At 57.3% G+C, this 21,881-nt stretch carries 18 protein-coding genes; 8 read left to right on the top strand and 10 right to left on the bottom strand.

The features are described from left to right. Nucleotides 1-49: 49 nt before the first annotated feature. Both carB and greA read left to right on the top strand, forming a co-directional pair. On the top strand, nucleotides 50-3,280 hold the full coding sequence (gene carB, locus HUW35_RS02585) for a carbamoyl-phosphate synthase large subunit (protein ID WP_181254144.1): 3,231 nt from the start codon (nucleotides 50-52) through the stop codon (nucleotides 3,278-3,280). Between the two features lie 157 nt (nucleotides 3,281-3,437). Further along, complete coding sequence (gene greA, locus HUW35_RS02580) at nucleotides 3,438-3,914, top strand: transcription elongation factor GreA (RefSeq protein WP_181254143.1); 477 nt, start codon at nucleotides 3,438-3,440, stop codon at nucleotides 3,912-3,914. Nucleotides 3,915-3,980: 66 nt separating this feature from the next. Here the strand turns inward: greA and HUW35_RS02575 are convergent, their stop codons facing one another. The 8 genes from HUW35_RS02575 to HUW35_RS02540 form a co-directional block, all read right to left on the bottom strand. Further along, a complete protein-coding gene (locus tag HUW35_RS02575) occupies nucleotides 3,981-4,865 on the bottom strand; it encodes a hypothetical protein (RefSeq protein ID WP_181254142.1) in 885 nt (294 codons plus the stop codon). Nucleotides 4,866-4,988: 123 nt separating this feature from the next. Then, the gene (locus HUW35_RS02570) at nucleotides 4,989-5,864 is read right to left on the bottom strand and encodes a hypothetical protein (RefSeq protein WP_181254141.1); all 876 of its coding nucleotides are present in this window, start codon (nucleotides 5,862-5,864) and stop codon (nucleotides 4,989-4,991) included. A gap of 533 nt (nucleotides 5,865-6,397) precedes the next feature. Next, nucleotides 6,398-7,321: a hypothetical protein gene (locus tag HUW35_RS02565; protein WP_181254140.1), complete on the bottom strand. Its 924-nt coding sequence runs from the start codon at nucleotides 7,319-7,321 to the stop codon at nucleotides 6,398-6,400. A 52-nt stretch (nucleotides 7,322-7,373) separates the two neighbouring features. Next, nucleotides 7,374-7,928 carry a hypothetical protein gene (locus HUW35_RS02560; protein ID WP_181254139.1) on the bottom strand — a complete coding sequence of 185 codons (555 nt, stop codon included), beginning with the start codon at nucleotides 7,926-7,928 and terminating at the stop codon, nucleotides 7,374-7,376. A gap of 57 nt (nucleotides 7,929-7,985) precedes the next feature. Further along, nucleotides 7,986-8,849, bottom strand: a complete 864-nt coding sequence (locus HUW35_RS02555) for a CsgG/HfaB family protein (RefSeq protein WP_181255437.1) — start codon at nucleotides 8,847-8,849, stop codon at nucleotides 7,986-7,988. A 126-nt stretch (nucleotides 8,850-8,975) separates the two neighbouring features. Beyond that, complete coding sequence (locus tag HUW35_RS02550) at nucleotides 8,976-9,395, bottom strand: curli assembly protein CsgF (protein WP_181254138.1); 420 nt, start codon at nucleotides 9,393-9,395, stop codon at nucleotides 8,976-8,978. Further along, complete coding sequence (locus HUW35_RS02545) at nucleotides 9,395-9,886, bottom strand: curli production assembly/transport protein CsgE (RefSeq protein ID WP_181254137.1); 492 nt, start codon at nucleotides 9,884-9,886, stop codon at nucleotides 9,395-9,397. Before HUW35_RS02545 ends, HUW35_RS02550 begins: the two co-directional genes overlap by 1 nt. After that, on the bottom strand, nucleotides 9,883-10,431 hold the full coding sequence (locus tag HUW35_RS02540; RefSeq protein WP_255463432.1) for a helix-turn-helix transcriptional regulator: 549 nt from the start codon (nucleotides 10,429-10,431) through the stop codon (nucleotides 9,883-9,885). The genes HUW35_RS02545 and HUW35_RS02540 overlap by 4 nt, the downstream gene beginning before the upstream one ends. A gap of 557 nt (nucleotides 10,432-10,988) precedes the next feature. Between HUW35_RS02540 and HUW35_RS02535 the strand changes: the two genes are divergently transcribed. The 6 genes from HUW35_RS02535 to HUW35_RS02510 all read left to right on the top strand — a co-directional run bounded on the left by HUW35_RS02535 (nucleotide 10,989) and on the right by HUW35_RS02510 (nucleotide 17,454). Next, nucleotides 10,989-12,014, top strand: a complete 1,026-nt coding sequence (locus HUW35_RS02535) for an HlyD family secretion protein (RefSeq protein WP_219932636.1) — start codon at nucleotides 10,989-10,991, stop codon at nucleotides 12,012-12,014. Beyond that, the gene (locus HUW35_RS02530) at nucleotides 11,998-12,951 is read left to right on the top strand and encodes an ABC transporter ATP-binding protein (protein WP_181254135.1); all 954 of its coding nucleotides are present in this window, start codon (nucleotides 11,998-12,000) and stop codon (nucleotides 12,949-12,951) included. Before HUW35_RS02535 ends, HUW35_RS02530 begins: the two co-directional genes overlap by 17 nt. Next, nucleotides 12,948-14,072 carry an ABC transporter permease gene (locus HUW35_RS02525; protein ID WP_181254134.1) on the top strand — a complete coding sequence of 375 codons (1,125 nt, stop codon included), beginning with the start codon at nucleotides 12,948-12,950 and terminating at the stop codon, nucleotides 14,070-14,072. Before HUW35_RS02530 ends, HUW35_RS02525 begins: the two co-directional genes overlap by 4 nt. Nucleotides 14,073-14,269: 197 nt before the next feature. Beyond that, nucleotides 14,270-15,694 carry a hypothetical protein gene (locus HUW35_RS02520; RefSeq protein ID WP_181254133.1) on the top strand — a complete coding sequence of 475 codons (1,425 nt, stop codon included), beginning with the start codon at nucleotides 14,270-14,272 and terminating at the stop codon, nucleotides 15,692-15,694. 22 nt (nucleotides 15,695-15,716) lie between these two features. Next, complete coding sequence (locus tag HUW35_RS02515; RefSeq protein ID WP_181254132.1) at nucleotides 15,717-16,529, top strand: glycerophosphodiester phosphodiesterase; 813 nt, start codon at nucleotides 15,717-15,719, stop codon at nucleotides 16,527-16,529. Between the two features lie 13 nt (nucleotides 16,530-16,542). Further along, on the top strand, nucleotides 16,543-17,454 hold the full coding sequence (locus tag HUW35_RS02510; protein WP_181254131.1) for an MBL fold metallo-hydrolase: 912 nt from the start codon (nucleotides 16,543-16,545) through the stop codon (nucleotides 17,452-17,454). A gap of 67 nt (nucleotides 17,455-17,521) precedes the next feature. Here HUW35_RS02510 and HUW35_RS02505 read toward each other — a convergent pair whose 3' ends face one another. Next, nucleotides 17,522-20,629 (bottom strand): efflux RND transporter permease subunit, encoded by a 3,108-nt coding sequence (locus tag HUW35_RS02505; protein WP_181254130.1) that lies wholly within the window; start codon nucleotides 20,627-20,629, stop codon nucleotides 17,522-17,524. Nucleotides 20,630-20,717: 88 nt separating this feature from the next. Next, a complete protein-coding gene (locus HUW35_RS02500) occupies nucleotides 20,718-21,863 on the bottom strand; it encodes an efflux RND transporter periplasmic adaptor subunit (protein ID WP_181254129.1) in 1,146 nt (381 codons plus the stop codon). Nucleotides 21,864-21,881 lie beyond the last annotated feature (18 nt).

Here is a 21,881-nt window from a genome sequence, read left to right as displayed (position 1 = left end):
AGACCAGAATTTGATCCACCGGCCGCGGCCGGCTAGATACGGAAGAAAGATGCCAAAACGCACAGACATTCAAAGCATTCTGATCATCGGCGCAGGCCCCATCGTCATCGGTCAGGCCTGTGAGTTCGACTACTCCGGCGCCCAGGCCTGTAAGGCACTGCGCGAAGAGGGTTACCGGGTCATCCTGGTGAACTCCAACCCGGCCACCATCATGACCGACCCGTCCATGGCGGATGCGACGTACATCGAACCGGTGGAATGGAAGACGGTCGCCAAGATCATTGAGAAAGAGCGCCCGGACGCCATCCTGCCCACCATGGGCGGACAGACCGCACTGAACTGTGCGCTGGCTCTGGACAAGCACGGCGTACTGGAAAAGTACGGCTGTGAACTGATCGGTGCGGACAAAAACGCCATCGAAAAAGCGGAAGACCGCGACCTGTTCGACAAGGCGATGAAGGCCATCGGCCTGGAAACCCCGCGTGCCAAAATCGTCCACACTATGGACGAAGCCAAGAAAGTGCCGGAAGAATTTGGTTTCCCGGTCATTATCCGCCCGTCCTTCACCATGGGTGGTTCCGGCGGCGGTGTGGCCTACAACTGGCCGGAGTTCGAGGAAATCTGCAAGCGCGGCCTCGACCTGTCTCCCACCAATGAACTGCTGATCGACGAATCCCTGCTCGGCTGGAAAGAGTACGAGATGGAGGTGGTTCGCGATAAGAACGACAACTGCATCATCGTGTGTGCCATCGAGAACTTCGACCCCATGGGGGTGCACACCGGTGACTCCATCACCGTGGCCCCGGCTCAGACCCTCACCGACAAGGAATACCAGCTGATGCGAAACGCATCCATCGCGGTATTGCGTGAGATCGGTGTGGAAACCGGCGGCTCCAATGTGCAGTTCGGTATGGATCCGAAAACCGGCCGCATGGTGGTGATCGAGATGAACCCGCGGGTGTCCCGCTCCTCCGCGCTGGCATCCAAGGCGACCGGTTTCCCGATCGCCAAGGTGGCCGCCAAGCTGGCGGTGGGTTACACCCTGGACGAACTGCAGAACGACATTACCGGTGGCGCTACCCCGGCTTCCTTCGAGCCGTCCATCGACTACGTCGTTACCAAAATTCCGCGCTTCACCTTCGAGAAATTCGGTGAAGCCGACGCGCGCCTGACCACCCAGATGAAGTCCGTGGGTGAAGTCATGGCCATCGGCCGCAACTTCCAGGAGTCCATGCAGAAAGCCCTGCGCGGTCTGGAAGTGGGATCCTTCGGTTTCGAGCCAAAACTCGACCCGTCGGAAGTGGGCTCCATGGAGAACCTGCGCCGCGAACTGTCCGTGCCCGGTGCCGAGCGTATCTGGTATGTGGGCGATGCCTTCCGAATGGGTATGAGCATCGACGAGGTCTACGAGCTTTCCGGCATCGATCCCTGGTTCCTGGTACAGATCAAGGAACTGATGGATATCGAAGAGCCGCTCAAGTCCATGCCGACTTCTGCACTGGACGCGAAAACCATGCGCTTCCTCAAGCGCAAAGGTTTCTCCGACAAGCGCCTCGCCGACCTGCTGGGCGTGAGCCAGAAAACCGTGCGTGAATTCCGCCACAAGCTGGGTGTATTCCCGTCCTACAAGCGTGTGGATACCTGCGCGGCCGAGTTCTCCACCAGCACTGCCTACATGTACTCCACCTACGATGAGGAGTGTGAGGCAGAGCCGTCGGACAAGAAGAAGATCATGGTGCTCGGCGGCGGTCCCAACCGCATTGGCCAGGGCATCGAGTTTGACTACTGCTGTGTACACGCGGCACTCGCCATGCGCGAAGACGGTTACGAGACCATCATGGTCAACTGTAACCCGGAGACGGTTTCCACCGATTACGACACCTCCGACCGCCTGTACTTTGAGCCGGTGACCCTGGAAGACGTCCTGGAGATCGTGCGCAAGGAAAAGCCGGAAGGCGTGATCGTACAGTTCGGTGGTCAGACGCCGCTGAACCTGGCGCGTTTCCTGGCCAATGAGGGCGTGCCGATTATCGGCACCACGCCGGAGCAGATCGACCGCGCGGAAGACCGCGAGCGCTTCCAGCAGATGATCATGCGTCTCGGCCTCAAGCAGCCGCAAAACGCCATCGTGCGCTCCGAGTACGAAGCCATCCAGAAAGCGAAGGAAGTGGGCTACCCGCTGGTGGTGCGTCCGTCCTACGTGCTCGGTGGCCGTGCCATGGAGATCGTCTACAAGGAAGACGAACTCAAGACCTACATGAAGGAAGCGGTAGAGGTTTCCGACGAAGCGCCGGTACTGCTGGACCACTTCCTGCACTCCGCCATCGAGGTGGATATCGACGCGGTTTCCGATGGCCAGGATGTGGTGATTGGCGCCATCATGCAGCACATTGAACAGTGTGGCGTACACTCCGGTGACTCTGCCTGCTCCCTGCCGCCCTACAGTCTGCCGGCGGACGTGCAGGACAAGATGCGCGAACAGGTCAAGGGCATGGCCCGTGAACTGGGCGTTGTGGGCCTGATGAACACCCAGCTGGCCTACCAGGACGGCGAGATCTACGTGATCGAAGTGAACCCGCGCGCTTCCCGTACGGTACCGTTTGTCTCCAAGTGTATTGGCACTTCGCTGGCGAAGATCGCTGCGCGCTGCCAGGCGGGCATCAGCCTGGCGGATCAGGGCTTTACCACTGAAATCGTGCCGGACTACTACTCCGTGAAGGAGTCTGTATTCCCGTTCAACAAGTTCCCGAAGGTCGACCCGATTCTCGGCCCGGAAATGAAGTCCACCGGTGAGGTAATGGGCGTGGGCGAAAGCTTCGCCGAAGCCTTCGACAAAGGCCTGATCGGTGCCGGCGATGCACTGCCGGAATCCGGCAAGGTATTCATCTCCGTGCGCGATGTGGACAAGCCCGGTGTAGTGGACGTGGCGCGCGAGCTGTCCGGTCTCGGTTTCGATCTGGTGGCTACCCGCGGTACCGCGAAGGTCTTGCAAGAAGCGGATATTACCGTTACAACGGTAAACAAGATGAGCGAAGGCCGTCCGCATATCGTCGATATGATCAAGAACGACGAGATTGCGCTGGTGGTGAATACCACCGAAGGACGCCAGGCCATTCGCGATTCTGCGGATATCCGCCGCAGTGCCGAGAACCACCAGGTTTGCTATACCACAACCCTGGCCGCGGCTCGCGCCATGGCGATGGCAATGCAGATTGCCGAGCCACATCAGGTGCGCAGCCTGCAGGAACTGCACCAGCGTGTAGTACGTCTGCAAGACTGATCGAGCGTTAATATCGGCGGCACTCCGGTGTCGCCACCTGCAAAAGCTCCGCTGTTTGGCGGAGCTTTTTCGTTAAAGAAATACAGCAAAATAACGTTGCGCGTAATTCCGGCTCATCCTGGGTTACCGTAAAAAAACTGAGATTGTGGAGGTTCCTGTGAACCGAGTACCTATGACTGTCGAGGGCGCAGAAGCCCTGCGCACAGAACTTGATGACCTGAAAAAAGTACAGCGCCCGGCAGTGGTACAGGCCATTGCCGAGGCCCGTGAACACGGTGACCTTAAAGAGAATGCCGAGTATCACGCTGCCCGTGAAAAACAGGGCTTTATCGAAGGACGTATTCAGGAAATCGAAGGCAAGCTTTCACTGGCCCAGGTCATCGATGTCAAAGCCATCGAGCCGTCCGGTAAGGTAATTTTTGGTACAACCGTGACCATCATCCATATGGAAGATGAATCGGAAGTAACCTACAAAATTGTGGGTGACGATGAATCCGACGTGAAGAACAAGAAGATCTCGGTCAACTCTCCCATTGCCCGCGCGCTGATCGGCAAGGAAGAAGGGGACATCGTGGTGGTAAACACCCCGTCCGGTGCGGTGGAGTATGAGATTGACTCGGTAGAACATATCTGAGTTCTCTTGCTCTCTAGCAAAAAAAGGCGGCCATTGGCCGCCTTTTTTATTTTGACAAGAGAATAATTACTGCAGAACGTTTGCCTGATTACCAACGCCAATCTGCGAAATCGTTGCCGAGTTCGATGCGGAAGATTGACTGATGTAGGCCTGGTTGAGAATACCCTGCTGGTTCACCATTGCCGAGTTTCCACCCAGTACTCCTTCTTGCAGAACCATTGCATAGTTGCCAACGCCGTCCTGGGTAACCAGGGAAGTGTTGTAACTTGACGTCTGCGAGACGAACGCCATGTTTCCTATCCCGCTCTGTTCAATATCGGAATTGTTGTACTGGCCGAATTGAACGGTATGCGCGGAGTTGGCAATGCCACTCTGGTTAATCGTAGAAAAGTGGCCGATACCGGTCTGGGTAATGGTTGCTACCTGGGCGGTGCCAAACTGCAGAATATGCGCATCGGAATCGGTGGCACCGTACTGACCAATCAGGCCGTTATGCAAACTGCCGACTTGTGTAATGGTCGCAAGGTTATCGCTGCCGCCAAACTGCAAAATATTCGCCGTATTGCCGTCGCCGATTTGGGAAATGATGGCATCACTATTGACCGTATCCACCTGGAAAGTGCTGGCCCAGTTGCCTTGTCCAAGCTGGAAAATGGTACTGGTGTTACCTTCTCCCCCGAGCTGCAGGGAAAACGCATTGTTGAACTGCCCGATCTGCTCGTGGTGAATCTTGCCGCCCAAGGATGCAATCTGAGTGCTGCTCTCATTGAGTGCACCCTGCTGAATCTTGACGATAAAACTTCCCTCCATACCGGTCTGGTCTATGACGGCGTTGTTGCCGTTACCGGTTTGGATAAGGATCGCTGTGTTGTTGTCAGCCCACGTGGCACAACTGAATGCGAGTAGCGCTGCTGCACTTGCAGGTATGAGACCAGGAATGAGAGATTTCACGTTAACTCCTTCACTCCAAAACTACGAAAGGAATTTTGAAATTAGTGAATTGCTGACGTTTAAATCGAGGAAAGAAATGGGCAGCCGGGTAGGCTGCCCATTTCTTAAAGCGCGATCGCAGGATTACTGCAGGATCAAGCCGTTGTTACCGAAACCAACCTGCAGGGAGGTCGCGGTATCACCCAGGCCAATCTGGCCCACGAGTACGTTGTTGAAGCCACCCAGCTGAACGGTGGTGGCAGTCAGGCCAATACCAATCTGGCCGATGTAGCTGTCGTTGAACAGACCTACCTGTGTAGTGCTGCCGGAGTTGCCCAGGCCCAGCTGAGATACGTCTGCTTCGTTACCAAGGCCAACTTGCAGGATGTCCGCATCATTCAGCAAGCCGATCTGACGGGTGTCCGCATCGTTGCCTACACCGAGCTGAGTCATGCTGGAAGAGTTCAGGATACCAACCTGGAAGGAGTCCGCGTTGTTCGCGATACCGAACTGGAAGATATCAGAGGAAGACAGCAGGCTCAGCACCTGTACAGCAGATGCGGTGTTGGCAATACCAACTTGAGTAATGTCAGTTGAGCTCAGGGCACTCAGCAGTTGTAGAGACAGTGCACCGTTCAGGAAGCCCACCTGGGTAACGGACGCGCTGGTGAGGGCTGAGGCCGCCTGGATAGTGGCCGCACCGTTCGCTGCGCCGGCCTGGAAGATGGAGGCGCTATTGAAGGCGCCGCCGGTTTGCAGAGAGTAAGCATTGTTTACCGCACCAAACTGAGTCTGGTTGATAACGCTGTTGCTCTCGCCGTCTTGCTCTGCGTAGGCATTGTTGAAGAAGCCTACCTGAACCTGATTGATGAGGTTGTCATCGGTAGTCGGACCGGTCTGGTCGGCGGTGGCGTTGTTACCTACGCCAATCTGGGTCAGGTTGGCAGTGTTGTTGGCGGCAAAAGCAGAACCACTTACAGCCAGTAGGATGGCAGCAGCGATAGGGGAAAACGTCTTCATGAGTTGCTCCTTTACTTCGGACGTTAAGTACAACCAGCCCCGGGGGTGCTGATTATTTATGGCACGCTTGAATGCACCATAACTGGGGGGGAGAAGTCGGTGGTTGGCGTTGTACGCCCGCCTGTGATGGACTCCATTCCCAAGTTTGTGTCGTAGTCGGGGCTCCCCCTGAGATTGACGGTCCACTGATACATTCGATCGTTGATCTGGCGAATGTCAGCAGTAAGTGAAAGGGGTTGCTCCGACACCGGGCTCTCGTCGTTGAGAGCTGAAAAATGATCAATAAGGTTAAAAGTTGATCATCTTGTTATTGAGTGTTGCTGCTGGATAGGGGGGACGCTATAGGAGGGAAGTCATAAAAAACTAGGAAGAAAGTACATTTTTTAATCAGGAAAAGCTCTGGAAAACCCGTATTCATAACCGAATAACAGAGTGGTGTCGTCGAAAGCTTTTTATACGAAGATGGGGATGCCGTGGGAGGAAAATGGAGGCAAGCGGATGCAAGGTTTCATCCAGATCCACAAATGGAGTTATCAGTGAGAAAGTGACACGGAATTACCATTGCCGAACTGGGTAACCGTCGCATTGGAGGAGGTGCCGGTTTGTGAGATCGCGGTAGCGTTGAACGAACCAACCTGGCTCACAACCGATTGATGGCTGCCGCCCAGACCAAAGACGCCATTTTGTTGAATCACTACTTGATTGAAGTTGCCACTCTGGTTAGTGCTGGCCTGGTTGTAATCATCCTCCTGTAGCAGGATGGACTGGTTTGCCAAACCGTTCTGCAATATGTCCGCTTCCTGTTGCGCACCCGATTGCTGAACCAACCCCCGGTTAAATGCGCCTTCCTGCGCGATGACAGAAAAGTGCCCCACGCCGGTTTGAGACACAGCCGCGTTATTATCGTTTCCCTGTTGTTCCGTGTGACTTTTTACGTAGAACCCGCTGTCCTGAGACGTGTCGGCCCGGTTGGCAATTCCGCCCTGGTGTATGCGGGCGTCGTTGAAGTTACCGCTCAATTGGGTGATGCTGGCTTCGTTGCCAAAGCCCACTTGCCGGGTCAGGGCGCGGTTTTGATGGGTAACCGACTGAAGTGTGGTGGCGCTATTTTCTGCGCCAACCTGCACGTTGTGAATATCGTTGTTGCTGCCATATTGCTGCTGAACATGGGAGTCGTTAAACGCGCCATCCTGCTTCTGCCGAATACTGCTATCGCTTTCCTGTTTCTGTTCGCCATACGCGCTGTTCTGGGTGCCTTCCTGATCCTGTTCAAAGGTGTTTTCTTTGGTTGCTTCAAACTGTTGCTGGGAGATAGCGAAGTTTTCCAGGCCCTCCTGGTACTGATAAACGGTATTTTCCTCGGCAGTGATGCACTGGCAAGTGAATAGCATCATGATCGCCATTCCGGTGCGAAAAGGCTTGATGGAATACGCGTCTGATAGCTCGAGAGCTGGCATGTTTACCTCTGTAGCGAGCCGATCGGGGCGAGCCCCGGCGGATGTCTTGCCGTTAATCGTATTGATTGATAGTGGTGGTCATGGAAACCCCGGTTTGGGTGACTGCGGTACTCAATCCGTTGCCCCGCTGGTTGATGGTCACGTTGTGAGATAACCCGATCTGTTCCACTTTCGCCGAATTGCGCACGCCGTATTGGGTGATCCCCGCTTTGTGGGCATAACCAATCTGTTCCAGCAAAATAATGTTTTCGTAACCGGCCTGCAGTAGCGCAGCGATATTGCTTTCTCCCGTTTGCGTGGCAATGGTGCTATTGCCCTCACCAACCTGGTTAGTGATCAACAGGTTCTTGAAGCCCACCTGTTGTATTGAGAGAAAATTTACCGTCCCCAGCTGCTGTGCCGAAACATGGTTGAAATTACCTTCCTGGTAAATGTTCGCCATGTTGGCCGTCGAAAATCCGAAAGGCGCGTCAAGCTCGCTGATACCTGAAAGCTCGCTGGAACTGCCATTGACTTCCTGTGCGATGGCCGTATAGGAGGTAGAAAATACGGTCGCCAAGGCGATCGGGAATATCCACAATCCGGACTGGGCGGGATTCTTGTCCATGGGTAAATCTCAATGCTTGCTTATTCGCGCGTTTTTCTAGCGGGAGTTTCTACCGCCTTAAAGGACGGCGGTACTTTCATTCAGGTAATACTGCAACACCGGGTTATTGATATCGTCCGGGTTATCCAGCGCCCAGGAATTACTGATGATTCCCTGGCTGATGAGATGGATTACTGCTGATTCCATGGCGGATAACATGGCAAGCTGGGCGGGCTCGTTGGTGGTAGTGCCGAGCTCTATTTCCAGCAACCGCTTGAATTTCACGTAGCGGAATACATCTGCACTGATCGCCTTCGAATAGACGGTTTTCGACGTGAGCACAGAATGCAAAACACGACCGGATCGGATATCCACGGCGCGCAGGTTCACGGTAATCTGGTCTACCCGGTACTGTTCATCGGCACCGATACCAAAGTAACGCGCGCCGGCGCCGCCGGTGCGAATGTTGGTGTCATAGGCAACGATGCCGCCTTCCAGCAGGATATTTGCAGCGACCAGTGAGGGCAGCATCGGGTTGTTCTCCGGTGCGTTGGGTTTGGCCAGAGCCGCGCGTACGATCTTGCGCTCCGTCAGCAGGTTTTGCAGGCCCTCGCGCTCCAGTGGGATAAACCACCCTGATTCATTCAGTACATTCATCAGCATCGACGCAGCACCCTGGGTAACGGCAGTGGAGAAACTGCTGGAAGGCGCTGGCTTGTACTGGCCTGTCTGGTCGCGAAAGTTATACACCGCCGCAAGTATTTTGCCCTTGGGTTGCGGCAAGTTGAGCAGGTCGCGATAGGTCGCGTTTCGCGGAGTCAGCTTGGCCTCTTCTCGCCCTGGTCCAAACAGGGCGTCGCCGGTTTCCTTGACGGCAGTACAGCCACTGATTGCAACAATAAATGTAAGGGCGGTGACGAGTTTGGAACCTCTAGTAAACATCACGCTAGTCTCCAGTATTATTCGCGATTATTTGGAATTGCGGATCAGTCCAGGGTGCATCTATAGGGATCTGATGGCTTTATATCCTGTGTGTATTTTGATGTCGGTTGTTCGAGTTTTAATGGATCAGTTGGTGGGGTTGAGACCACTCACGATGATTTCACTTTTATCACCCGTGGCGCGATCGGTAATCAACACGGTCAACACGCCGTCGTTATCAACAATCTGGACGATAAAATCATCGGTGATCAGTTCGCCGCTATTGCCGTTACCCACGTCAGTAAGAAGCTGGTTAAGCAGACGTGTCTCCAGAGAGTCGGTAAATCGGTCCAGTGCGCTGGGTTGTTGATACAGGTCTGCGGGATTGTTTGGGTCCTCGTGATCGTCCTGGGATTGGGCATTCTGTAATAGATAACTTCCGTTCAATGGGTTGCCACCAAAGTTCGGGTTGCGAGGCTCGTATACCAGCTCCGTCCCCAGTGCCAAGCTGCTGGATAGCGCGATACAGGGGGCGAGTAGCAGGTGCGCTGCTTTATTGTTTGCCATCAGAGTTCATCCTTGCCTAAGTCGAAGTGGTCGGTGAAGGCTGCGCGGATTTTTTCCTGAAGCACCATTTCATGAATCATCTGGGATGCTTCTTCCGCCAGCGCTCGGATATTGTTGGTGCTGGGGCTGATAAACCGCCGGAACACGGTTTTGTTGTTGTAGGTGATCCAGATCAGGTTGCCCCAGCGGGCAGAGGGCCTTTCCTGGATAGTCAGGTTGTAGTCGCTGTCCGGGTAATTCAGGTTGCGGTACTCGCTCATAAAGCGCGCAAAGTCATGCCCGGTACGGGTGATGGTCTGGTCGATGTTAAAACCACTGATTTCGTCCTCGATCGCAGCGTCGTCGTCAGTCGAAGGCGCGGTATCTTCCAGCGCACCACTATCCTCCTGCTGCGCGATACTCTCTGCTGGCAGCGCGAGGTTTACTGCCAGCAGCGCACAGAGCAGCGAAGCGGGAAGCAATGTATGCCGCGAGGCGCTTGCGGGTTTCATATTTTTTCCATCTGCAGATTGAGCTTTGCCCAATTGCTGGCCTGCAGGCGATTCTTCACCCCGATTTTTCGGAAGATGTTGTACATGTGATTTTTTACGGTGTGCTCGCTCAGATGCAGGCGCGAGGCGATTATGCTGTTAGGCTCACCGGTGGTAAGCTGCGTCAGAATCTGCTGTTCGCGCTTGGTCAGGAGCAGTCTGGAGCGTGAATCACCCTCTGCCTGTGATCGCGGGTTCTGCAACCCCGATGTAAGCTTGCGGATCAGCTCCTGTTGCCCGGTACGGCTGTCGCAAAGGAAGGTAAATTTTCGCTCTTCCAGTGGTGTAGTGATGTGCGCGGGCAGGTCATTGGGCACGTTGATCAGCAATACCCGTGAGTGATCAATGCCTTTCAGGTAATTGAATTCTGCACTGGGTGTCGATTTAGACGTTAGCGCGAAACAATTCACGACAATGGCGTCGTAGGTCTTCAGGCAGTGCTTCTGTTTTCCAAAATCCGATTTTTCCCAGTTGAAAGGCAGTGATTCCGAGATGAGAGAGAACATCAAGTCCCCGTGAAGGCCGGTATCGCTCAAAAAGAGAAACGGCATAGATTACCCCATAATTGACCCATAACCTTCTCAGGACGAGATAGTCCTCGCGGGACGCGACGGTTGAATGACCCCTAAGATTCCCCGTTTTTACTTCTTGGCGTGGGCGATTTGTTGTTTTGCCCGTTTGGAGGAATTTGCGCTGACCCGTTTAAGTGAAAAATCTCAGTCCTTGAGAAATTTGTATGGAGTGTAGTAGGGATTTTTGGGGTGGCGGCCAAATAAGATGACAGTCTTCCCATAATTTTTTGTCTTAAAAATCGATTTTTTAAGAAGGCTTTGTGCCTGACTTTCTATTTTTATGTTTTTTGGAAATATTCTTCTCAAATCCGGCGTATATAGGAACAATCTTTACCCGTTCGGTTGGAGCTAAATCCATTCATTTGCCACTTTTAAGCGTAGTTAAATTGAAGAGCGAATCTGTGAGGCGGAAACTCATAAGAAATATTCTTCGGTGCACTCTAACCGCCACTTTTTTTCTGGCTATTGCAGCTTGCAGTGATCGCGGACCAGTGACCCTCGGAACCCTGGAGTGGGACCGCATCGCCGTGCCTGCGCCGGTGGCAGAAAAAATCGTCGATATCCGGGTGCGTGAAGGCGAGCGAGTGGTGGCAGGGCAGGTATTGCTGCAGCTGGATCCAGAGACTACCCGCGCGGAGTTGCAGGCAGCGGAGGCTGCGGTGGCCCGTCAGGTTGCAGCGCTGCAGGAACTGAACGACGGCCCGCGAGAGGAAGAAATAGCTCGCGCGCAAGCGGCGCTAGAGGCGGCGCAGGCGGAAGCGCGCGATCGCCAGGCGGACTTCCGACGCCTGCAGGCCCTGGGCAAAAAGAACTACGCCTCTCAATCCGATATCGACGCCGCCCAGGCCTCGGCCGAAAGCGCTGAGGCACAGGTGCGCGGCGCGCGTGAACAGTTACTGGAACTGGAGCGCGGTACCCGTATCGAGGAAATAGAGCAGGGGCAGGCGGCGCTGGCGGAAGCGCGCGCGCAGGCGCAGGCGCGGCGCGCATTGCTGCAGAAACTGACCGTTACGGCGCCACAGCCCGGCATCGTCGACAGCATCCCCTTCAAACTCGGTGACCAGGCACCCCTCGGTGGGTCCCTGGTGGTGATGCTGACCGGAGAAACCCCCTACGCGCGGGTCTATGTCCCACAGCCCCTGCGGCTGGATGTGGAGGTCGGCAGTGGCGCGCAGGTCTATCTGGAGGGCATGGGGAAGGGTGAGGATGGCATCCACAAGCTCGGCCCGTTTGCCGGCAAGGTGCGCATGGTTCGCAATGAGCCGAGCTTTACTCCGTACTACGCACTCACCGGAGACGATGCCACCCGCCTCAGCTATATCGCCGAAATCCAGTTACAGACGGATGCGGCACGCCTGCCAGTGGGCCTTCCATTGCGCGCGGAATTTTCTTCCTTGGGCAAACAGGGCGAAGCCGGGCGTAGTTTGTCTTCAACGGGTGCAGAGAAATCACCGCAGAAAGATTCCGCTGCCGGTAGCGCGGATACCGATGAAGAGCCCTATGACGGCGGAAAATGATATTGCCATCCGCGCGCGCGGTATGAGCAAGCACTTCGGTTCGCTGAAAGCGGTAGACGAGGTGGAACTCACGGTGCAGCGGCGCCAGGTCTACGGTTTTCTCGGCCCCAATGGATCGGGGAAATCCACGAGCATCCGTATGCTGTGCGGTCTGTTGACGCCCACTGCCGGTGAGATCGAGGTACTGGGGCTGCGTATTCCCGAGCAGGCGGAAGTTCTGCGCCAGCACATCGGCTATATGACCCAGCAATTTTCCCTGTTTACCGATCTCACCGTGCGCGAAAACCTGGAATTTCTGGCGGCGGTGCAGAACCTTCCATCACGCAAGGCGCGGGTGCGTATCGACGAATTGATTTCGGAATACCATTTTGAAGACCGTGCAAACCAGCTTGCCGGCACCATGAGTGGCGGACAGAAGCAGCGTCTGGCGCTGGCGGGCGCAGTTATCCACAAGCCGGAATTACTGTTTCTCGATGAGCCCACTAGTGCGGTGGACCCGGAATCGCGACGGGACTTCTGGGAGAAACTGTTCGAGCTCACCGATGCGGGCACCACGATTCTGGTATCCACCCACTATATGGATGAGGCGGAGCGCTGCCATCGCCTCGCCATTCTCGACCGCGGTCGCCTGGTTGCCGACGGCAGCCCGGACGAACTTACCGAAGATCTGGAGGGACGCACCCTGCTGGTGGAGACGGATACGCAACGAAATGCCAAGCGTGTCCTGTCAGCTGTGCCCGGTGTTATCAGTGCTGCACAGATCGGCAACAGCTTGCGGGTGCTGATTGATGCCCGGCAGGCTAGCCAACAGAGTGTGGAGCGGGCACTTGCCGCGCAGCAGCTGGATGCCAGGGTGGCGCCGGTCTCTCCCAGCCTGGAAGATGTGTTCGTGGCGGCGACACATCAGCAGGAAGCGCGCACAGAGGCTGACTCGTGAATGCTCGCCGGCTGTTTGCGGTGTTGCTCAAGGAGTTCCGGCAATTGCGTCGGGACCGCATGACCCTCGCAATGATCGTGGGAATTCCGATCATGCAGCTGGTCCTGTTCGGGTATGCCATCAACCTCAACCTGCGCCATCTCCCCGCCGCCATTGCCGATCAGTCGGGCACCAGTGCGTCACGCCAGCAGGTGATGGATATGCTGGCAACCGGGGTGATCGAGCCGGTCGCCCAGGCGGAGACGCCGGAGCAATTGATGGAACTGTTGCGCCGCGGAAAGATCAGTGTCGGTATCGTGATTCCCTATGATTACGAGCGCCGTCTGGCGAACGGCCAGCAGGCGATCCAGATATTGGTGGATGGCAGTGATACGGTAGTGCAGAGCGCGGCGGCGCAACTGGCGCAGGTGCCCATCGGGGAGCCGCCGCCGGAAAATAATACGAGCCAGCCCAACCGGCAGTCATCGGTGCCTTTACCGCAGGCGCCGGTGAGCATTGTGAGCTTTTATAACCCCCAGCGGGTATCGGCGATCAACATCGTGCCGGGTTTGATCGGCATCATCCTCACCATGACTATGGTGATGTTTACCTCGGTGGCCATTGTGCGCGAGCGGGAGCGGGGCAATATGGAATTGCTGATCGCCACCCCGGTGAGCAGCGCGGAGCTGATGATCGGCAAGGTATTACCCTACGGCATGATCGGCCTGATCCAGACCAGCCTGATCCTGTTGCTGGGTACCCTGCTGTTCAGTGTACCCATCCGCGGTAGCCTGCTGGATGTGTATATTGCCGCGCTGCTGCTGATTCTCGCCAACCTGGCCATGGGGCTGCTGATCTCAACCCGCGCCCAATCCCAGTTCCAGGCCATGCAGATGACCTTCTTCGTGTTCCTGCCCTCGATCCTGCTCTCTGGATTTATGTTTCCGTTTGACGGCATGCCCAAGGCCGCACAGTGGCTGGCGGAAATTTTACCGTTAACCCATTTCCTGCGCCTGATTCGCGGCGTGATGCTGCGCGGTGCGGGTATCTTCGAACTCTGGCCAGACCTGCTGGCGTTAGTTGCCTTTATCCTGCTGATGATGACACTTGCCATAGCGCGTTTCCGCAAGCGCCTGGACTGACTTCCGCTCACGGGATGGCGCGAAAATCCTCCAGTTATCGATTTCCTGCACAAACTGCCGGTCACCCTTGGTAGGATGGCGGAAGTCACTTCTTTGTGATTTGTGGCAATGGACGCCACTGCACCGCTACAAGACTGAGGTCGGGTCTGTACACACGTTAACAGTTGCTGCCTGTCAGCAAGGGAGGAAGCTGTACCATGACCGAAATCTTTCACAGCCTGCCAGCGTGGTTGTGGTTTGTTATCGCACTGATCGCACTGTTTCTCGCTCGCAAGCCTTTCCACCAGGGAATCATGGCCCTGGCGCGTTTTTTTCATCATTCCCTGCGCCTCGCCGCCAATGCGGTATCGGCGGCAGAAGGGCGCTTGCAGTTGCGCAATCGCGAGGTGCTGATTGCCGCAGGTCGCGAGGTTAGCGAGCGGCATATCGAGCGCGAGTTCGATCGCATAGAAAGTGCAATGAAAAAAGAGCTGGCTCAGTACCCGGCACTGCACCGCAAGCTCTGCGAGCAGCTTGCCGCCATCGATGAAGATTACGTGCGCAGCGCGGAAGTGCCCCCGGAACCCACCAGCTGGGCCAAGGCGATCAAGGCGGTGACTGAGATCCCCGCGGATCGCGACTCCGTGGTGGGCGATGTACTGGAAGCCATCCATGTCTCCATGCGCAAGGCCGAATCCAAGGCGCGCGAAGCCTATCGGGAATCTGCGCGGGAGCGACATCAATTGCTCAAGCGCATGATGCCGGCGTGGCGGGCGATCCTAAACAGCCTGGGCAAGGTCAACAAGACCGTAGTCGGTGTGCAGCACCGCGCCAAGGTAGTGGATGGCCACATGGAGCGCTACGAAGAAATCGTGCAGGGGAGTCACCGCGCCGTGCGGATGCTGTCGTCATCTTCCCTCGTCCAGTTTTTTATTTCGCTGTTTGTACTCACCATTGCCGCTGGTGGTGTGCTGGTCAATTTTCACCTGATTGCCCGACCGATGGCGGAAGTCGTCGGCGGGTCCGGCAGTATCGGTGGCTATTCGGTAGCGGATATCTCCGCGTTGGTGCTGATACTGGTAGAAATCGCTTTGGGCCTGTTCGTCATGGAGTGCGTGCGGATCACCCGCCTGTTTCCGGTGATTGGTGCGCTCAATGACAAAACCCGGTCGCGCTTGATGTGGGGCGCATTCGCGTTGTTGTTTGTGTTCGCGCTGGTCGAGGGCGGGCTTGCCTTCACGCGCGAGATCCTGATTCAGGGAGACACGTCTGGCGACGCCACGGCGGCAGGTATTCAGGCTGGCCCCCTGTGGATAACCGCATCGGCACAGATGGCGATGGGTTTTGCGCTGCCGTTTGTACTGGTATTCGCAGCGATTCCCCTGGAAAGTTTTATCGCGTCTGCACGCACGGTGATCGGTATTGTCTCGGCATTCACCCTGCGCCTGTTGGCGGTCATCCTGCGTCTTGCGGGCGCTGGGATTCTGCGCACCGGGGCCATGCTGGTGCGGGTGTATGACATCGTGATTTTCTTCCCGCTGTGGCTCGAGGCACGCTTTATAGGCTGGCGCCAGCAGGTGGCGGTTACGGGTCCCACGGGCTCCGATGAACCGACCGAGAAGTCACAGCAACAGGCATCGTGAATCCTGTGAACGACTGGTAGGTATGAACAATAGCGATCACTGGTTGCAACCGTGCCGTGCGCGCCCCCTGGTCATTGCCCACGGTGATGAGGGAGGGCGCGGACTTTATCCGGGCAATACGCTGCTGTATCTGCAGAAAATGGTGGCACTGGGGGTAGATGCTCTGGAGATAGACCTGAACCTGACAGCGGACGGCCATCTGGTTTTGCTGCACGATGGCACCCTGGAGCGCACCACAGATGGCAGTGGCCAGGTAAAAGACAAAACCCTGCAGGAGCTGGAAGCGCTCAACGCTGCCTACCACTGGAGCCCGGACGGCGAGCAGTTCCCCTATCGCAAGGATCCGCAGCCACTGGTTACCATCGATCAGGCGTTTGCCGCGTGTCCAGATACCCCGATGGTTATCGAGCTAAAGAATGACGATCCGCGCGCAGCACAGTCGCTGGCGCGGGCCATTGAAAAGGCCGGCGGTGAAGCACGCTTGATCGTCTCCTCGTTCCATCGCAATGTGATCCGCACATTTCGCAGTCTCTGCCCCAGAGTGGCCACCGGGGCGACATTGCCGGAGGCTCTGCTGTTTTTTGCCGCGCAGTGTGTTTTTGCGGAAAGACTGCTCAAGCCCGCTTTCCGGACCATGCAGCTTCCGGTCAGCTATTACGGGTTGCCGGTTTTTACCCGGTGGTTCGTGAGCGCGGCCCGTCGCTGCGGTCTGCATATTTCCGTATGGACCGTGAACGAACCGGAAGCCATGAAAAAATTTATCGCACTGGGGCTGGATGGCATTGTCACCGACCGCCCCGATCGACTTCTAAAACTTTTCCAGACATCGTCGTAACCGGAGGGGAGATATGAAAAGGCAGAAATGGATACAGGTGCTGACAGTCGCGCTGTTTGCCGCGAGCGCCATGCAGGCGCATGCGCAGCGGGATTTCTCCAAGGTGGAGATAGAGCCACAGCCTGTGGCAGATAATCTGTATATGCTGACGGGTGCCGGCGGCAACATGGCATTGTTTACCGGCGACGATGGCGCTTTTATGGTGGACGATCAATTCGCGCCCCTGAGTGAAAAAATCCTCGCCACGGTCGCGGAACTGACCGACAAGCCGCTGCGATTTGTGGTCAATACGCACTGGCACGGGGATCACACCGGTGGCAACGAGAACATGGGCAAGGCGGGTGCATTAATCGTCGCACATGAAAATGTGCGCAAGCGCATGAGCACCGAGCAATTTACCAAGTTGTGGGATCGCACCACACCGCCTTCGCCGGCGGCGGCACTGCCAGTGATTACCTTTACCGATGTTACCACCTTTCACTGGAATGGCGACGAGGTGCGCGTGCAGCACGTGGGGCCGGCACATACCGACGGCGATGCCATTATCCTGTTCAAAAATGCCAATGTGATTCACATGGGGGATACCTTCTTTAACGGCAGCTATCCCTATGTGGACCTGTCCGCGGGCGGCAGTATCGATGGGGTTATCGAAAACGCCCGTCGCGTGCTTGAAATCGCCGACGATCAGACAACGATCATTCCCGGACACGGCCCGCTGAGTGATAAAAAAGGGCTGCAGCAATACCACGACCTGCTGGTGCGTCTGCGCAGCAAGATCAAGACACTGGTGGACGCGGGTAATAGCAGGGAGCAGGTGATCGCGGCAAAGCCCACCCGGGAGTTTGATGAGCACTACGGGCAGGGTTTTATGAAGCCGGATGTCTGGACCGGGATCGTGTTCGACTCGCTGAAACAGCAGCAGTAATCGACTCGATTAAAAAACGCTGAAAACAAAAAGGGCAAAGCACCGTTCGTGCTTTTCCCTTTTCGGTTTATTCCGCCGCGATGGTATCCCGTGGCATCTGCGCAGGGGATTCGGAATCCACTTTGCGTACGCGGAACCAGGCGGCGTAAAGCGCGGGCAAGAACAGCAGGGTTAGCGCTGTCGCTACTATCAGCCCGCCCATGATGGCCACGGCCATGGGACCGAAGAAGTCACTGCGGGAAAGCGGGATCATTGCCAGCACCGCAGTCAGTCCGGTGAGTACAATGGGGCGGAAACGGCGCACCGTCGATTCCACAATGGCATCCCACTGGGAGCGTCCCTGGGCAATATCCTGTTCTATCTGGTCCACCAGAATCACCGAGTTGCGCATGATCATCCCGGCGAGGGCAATGGTGCCGAGCATCGCCACAAACCCGAACGGTTTGTTGAATACCAGCAGGAACAGGGTGACCCCGATAATGCCCAGCGGTGCAGTGAGGAACACCATGGTGGCCAGAGAGAAGCGTCGCAGCTGCAGCATCAGCAGGGTAAATACCACCAGCAGGAACAACGGCATCCCCGCGTTGACCGATTGCTGCCCCCGCGCAGATTCCTCCACACTGCCGCCGATCTCCAGCAAATAGCCGGGCGGAAGTTCGGTACGAATCTGCTGCAGCTGTGGCCAGATATCGTTGACCACCGTGGCCGGTAACTGCTTGCCGTAAATATCCGCGCGCACGGTGACCGTGGGCAGGCGGTTGCGGTGCCAGATGACGCCTTCTTCAAAGCCGTATTCCAGGGTTGCCACCTGGTTCAGGGGGACGCTGCGCGCACTGCTGGTCTGGACAGCCAGGTTACCCAGCTGATGCAGTGCGTGACGTTCGTGTTCACCGCCGCGCACCTGTACCCCGATCAGCTCATTGTCTTCGCGAAACTGGCCCACGGTGGTGCCGGACAGGGAGCCCTCCAGCGCACGCGACAGCTCCGTACTGCTCACACCCAGCGCGCGCGCACGGGCCTGGTCCACATGCAGGCGGACCACCTTGCTGGGCTCCTCCCAGTCCAGGTGCACATTGGCGACCGCGGAATTGGTGCGGACTTTTTCTGCCACGTTGCGGGCAATTTCCCGCACCTCGGCAATATGCTCGCCGGATACCCGGAATTGCACCGGGTAGCCCACCGGAGGACCGTTTTCCAGGCGCGATATACGGGTGCGCACACTGGGAAACTGTTCGTGCAAGGTGCTGATCAGCCAGCTGCGCACCTGCTCCCGCTCTTCCACGGAACGGGTCAGCACCACAAACTGGGCAAAGCTCGCCGCAGGCAGTTGCTGGTCCAGGGGCAGGTAAAAACGCGGGGAGCCGGTGCCCACGTAGGCAACATAGTTTTCTACCTTCGGCTGTTGGGCGAGCAGGGTCTCCAGTCGCGCAACCTGTTCACTGGTAGCGGTAAGGGACGCCCCTTCATTGAGCTTCAGGTCCACCATCAGTTCCAGCCGCGCAGAGGAGGGGAAGAACTGTTGCGGTACAAAACGGAACAGGGCGATGGCGCCGACAAAAATCACGACCGTGGCGAGGAGTACGGTTTTGCGGTAGCGCAGGCACCAGTCCACCACCTTGCGAAAGCGACGGTAAAAGGGCTTGTCGTAGGGATCGTGCTCCGCGTGTTCTCCAGAGCCGCTCCCGGCCGCCGCTGGTGCGGGCAACAGACGGGCACCCAGATAGGGAACAAACACCACGGCGGCAACCCAGGACGCGAGCAGCGCGAGGGTGACGACCTGGAAGATCGAGCGGGTGTATTCACCGGTGCCGGACTGCGCCGTGGCAATGGGCAGGAAGCCGGCCGCGGTGATCAGGGTGCCGGTGAGCATCGGGAAGGCGGTACTGGTCCAGGCGAAGCCAGCGGCTTTCAGTCGGCTGAGGCCCTGCTCCATTTTGATGGCCATCATCTCCACCGCAATGATGGCGTCGTCCACCATCAATCCCAGGGCCAGCACCAGTGCGCCCAGGGAAATTTTGTGCAGACCGATACCGAAGTAATTCATCAGTGCAAAAGTCATGGCCAGCACCAGCGGAATCGACAGCGCCACCACCAGCCCGGTACGCACACCGAGGGAGAAGAAACTCACCAGCATCACAATGACCAGCGCCTCGGCGAGTACCTTGAGGAATTCACCTACCCCCTGTTCCACGGCTGCGGGCTGGTCGGACACCTTGCTCAGGGTAAGGCCCACGGGGAGGTCCTGTTGTAGCTCGGCAAAGGTGGCATCCAGGTTTTTTCCCAGAGCGAGAATATCGCCGCCTTTTTTCATGGAAACCGCGATGCCGATGGCATCCTCGCCCATAAACCGTACCCGCGGCTGGGGCGGATCGCTGAAGCCGCGATGAATTTCTGCAATATCGCCCAGGCGCTGGGTGCGCTCACCGGCGCGGATGGGAAAATCGCGGATCTCTTCCACGGTGCGGAACTGGCCACTTACTCGAATCCTTACGCGGTCACTGCTGGCTTCCACAAAGCCGGCGTCGGCCACGCTGTTCTGGCCCTGCAGTGCGGTCTGCACAGCACTCATGGGAATTCCCAGGGAGGCCAGCTTGGTATTGGAAATCTCAACCCAGATACGTTCGTCCTGCAGGCCCAGTAATTCCACCTTGCCCACATCCTCGACCCGCTGCAGGGCCAGTTGCAGCCGGTCGGCATAGTCTTTCATCAGCGCGTAATCGAAACCGTTACCGGTAAGCGCGTAGATATTGCCGTAGGTGGTACCGAATTCGTCGTTAAAGAAGGGCCCCTGAATATCCGGCGGCAGGGTGTGGCGGATATCGCCGACTTTCTTGCGCACCTGATACCAGAGGTCGGGAATATCCTTGGAGCGCATACTGTCGCGGGCGACAAACATCACCTGGGACTGACCGGGACGGGAGAAAGAAGTGATTCTTTCGTAGTCCCCGGTCTCCATCAGTTTCTTTTCCACGCGCTCGGTGATCTGGCGCGAGACCTCCTCGGCACTGGCCCCGGGCCACAGGGTGTTGACCACCATCACCTTGAAGGTGAAGGGCGGGTCTTCGCTCTGGCCGAGCTGGGTGTAGGAAACGGCGCCCAGAATGCTGATGAGCAGCATGGCGTAGAGCACCAGCGGGCGGTTTTGCAGCGCCCACTCAGATAGGTTGAATCGCATGGTGTCTTGGTCCGTACTTTTGTAGTCCGTACTGGGAGTGGTCGGTAGCGGGAGTCTCCGCTACTGATGGCGATAAATCGGTTGAGAATCAGGGCTGCCGCGCAACTTCGAACTCGATGGGGCGATTGTTGCGATCCACCGGGCGCACGCGCTGGCCCTCGCGCAGCAACTGGGTGCCGGCGGCCACAATCCAGTCGCGGGGGCTCAGCCCGGATTGAATCTGTGCCGTTTCGTTGCCGTAACTCGCCACCACCACCGGGCTTTTGACCAGGGTGAAGGTGTCGTGGTCGAGCTTCCACAGGTGCGGGACGTCGCCGTCAGCGGTGAGTGCGGACATGGGCACGCTGAGCAGGCTGTTGGCCGAGTTTTTCTGTACATACACCCGCGCGCTCTGGCCCGGTTCGGCGTTGCTCGCATCACTGTCGAACGCGACCCGCGCCTCGAAGGTGCGCAGGGTTGGATCGGCGGCGGGGGAGAGTTCGCGAATCTTGCCGGTAAACGGCGTGCCCGGGCGAGACCAGAGCTCCAGGGTCACCGGCTGGCCCACGGCGAAGCGGGAGATATCCTGCTCCGGCAGATCGATATGCACTTCCCGCTCACCCTCGGCGGCGAGGGTAAATACCGTCTGCCCGGGATTGACCACCTGGCCGACCTCGATCATGCGGCGGGCAATGACGCCGTTGCGGGGGGCCTTGAGTACCGCGTAGGCGGCCTGGTTTTCCGCCACTTCCAGCTGTGCGCGGGCCTGCTTGAGTTGTGCGGCGCTGGCATCCAGCCGGGTCTTTACCGCATCGAACTGGGATTCGCCCACCAGCTTGCGCGCCAGCAGCTCCCGGTAGCGGGTGTGTTCACTCTGTGCATTGCGGTGTTCCGCCTCGGCGGCGGTGAGCCGCGCGCGGGCGCTGTCACGCTGCAGTAACAGGTCTTTCGCATCCAGCTGCGCCAGCGGTTGGTCCTTTTCTACCCGGTCGCCCACCTGTACCAAGCGGCGGGTAACCTCGCCCCCGACCCGGAATGCCAGTGCTGGCTCGTGGCGCGCGTGCACCTCGCCGGGATAGACCGCGATCTGTGACTCGGCGGGGGTGGGTTGCACGACAATCGCCGGCCGGGGAGGCTTCTCCTGACCAGACTCGGCGGGTGCGCAGGCCGCCAGGGAGATCCCCAGGGTGGCGGCCAGTGCGACTTTCAGCAGACGCTGGAGTGGAAGCGGGAGAGGGCGGTAGACGCTGGGCATGGTTACCTCGATCCATGT

Source organism: Microbulbifer sp. YPW1, assembly GCF_013367775.1.
GTDB lineage: Bacteria > Pseudomonadota > Gammaproteobacteria > Pseudomonadales > Cellvibrionaceae > Microbulbifer.
The sequence above is the reverse complement of the archived record's forward strand: the minus strand, read 5'-3'. Positions and strand labels throughout refer to the sequence as shown.

Coding starts and splice junctions, on each gene's coding strand:
- carB (WP_181254144.1), top strand. CDS start 50: ATGCCAAAACGCACAGACATTCAAAGCATTCTGATCATCGGCGCAGGC.
- HUW35_RS02570 (WP_181254141.1), bottom strand. CDS start 5,864: ATGAAGACGTTTTCCCCTATCGCTGCTGCCATCCTACTGGCTGTAAGT.
- HUW35_RS02565 (WP_181254140.1), bottom strand. CDS start 7,321: ATGCCAGCTCTCGAGCTATCAGACGCGTATTCCATCAAGCCTTTTCGC.
- HUW35_RS02560 (WP_181254139.1), bottom strand. CDS start 7,928: ATGGACAAGAATCCCGCCCAGTCCGGATTGTGGATATTCCCGATCGCC.
- HUW35_RS02555 (WP_181255437.1), bottom strand. CDS start 8,849: ATGTTTACTAGAGGTTCCAAACTCGTCACCGCCCTTACATTTATTGTT.
- HUW35_RS02550 (WP_181254138.1), bottom strand. CDS start 9,395: ATGGCAAACAATAAAGCAGCGCACCTGCTACTCGCCCCCTGTATCGCG.
- HUW35_RS02545 (WP_181254137.1), bottom strand. CDS start 9,886: ATGAAACCCGCAAGCGCCTCGCGGCATACATTGCTTCCCGCTTCGCTG.
- HUW35_RS02540 (WP_255463432.1), bottom strand. CDS start 10,431: ATGTTCTCTCTCATCTCGGAATCACTGCCTTTCAACTGGGAAAAATCG.
- HUW35_RS02530 (WP_181254135.1), top strand. CDS start 11,998: ATGACGGCGGAAAATGATATTGCCATCCGCGCGCGCGGTATGAGCAAG.
- HUW35_RS02520 (WP_181254133.1), top strand. CDS start 14,270: ATGACCGAAATCTTTCACAGCCTGCCAGCGTGGTTGTGGTTTGTTATC.
- HUW35_RS02515 (WP_181254132.1), top strand. CDS start 15,717: ATGAACAATAGCGATCACTGGTTGCAACCGTGCCGTGCGCGCCCCCTG.
- HUW35_RS02510 (WP_181254131.1), top strand. CDS start 16,543: ATGAAAAGGCAGAAATGGATACAGGTGCTGACAGTCGCGCTGTTTGCC.
- HUW35_RS02505 (WP_181254130.1), bottom strand. CDS start 20,629: ATGCGATTCAACCTATCTGAGTGGGCGCTGCAAAACCGCCCGCTGGTG.
- HUW35_RS02500 (WP_181254129.1), bottom strand. CDS start 21,863: ATGCCCAGCGTCTACCGCCCTCTCCCGCTTCCACTCCAGCGTCTGCTG.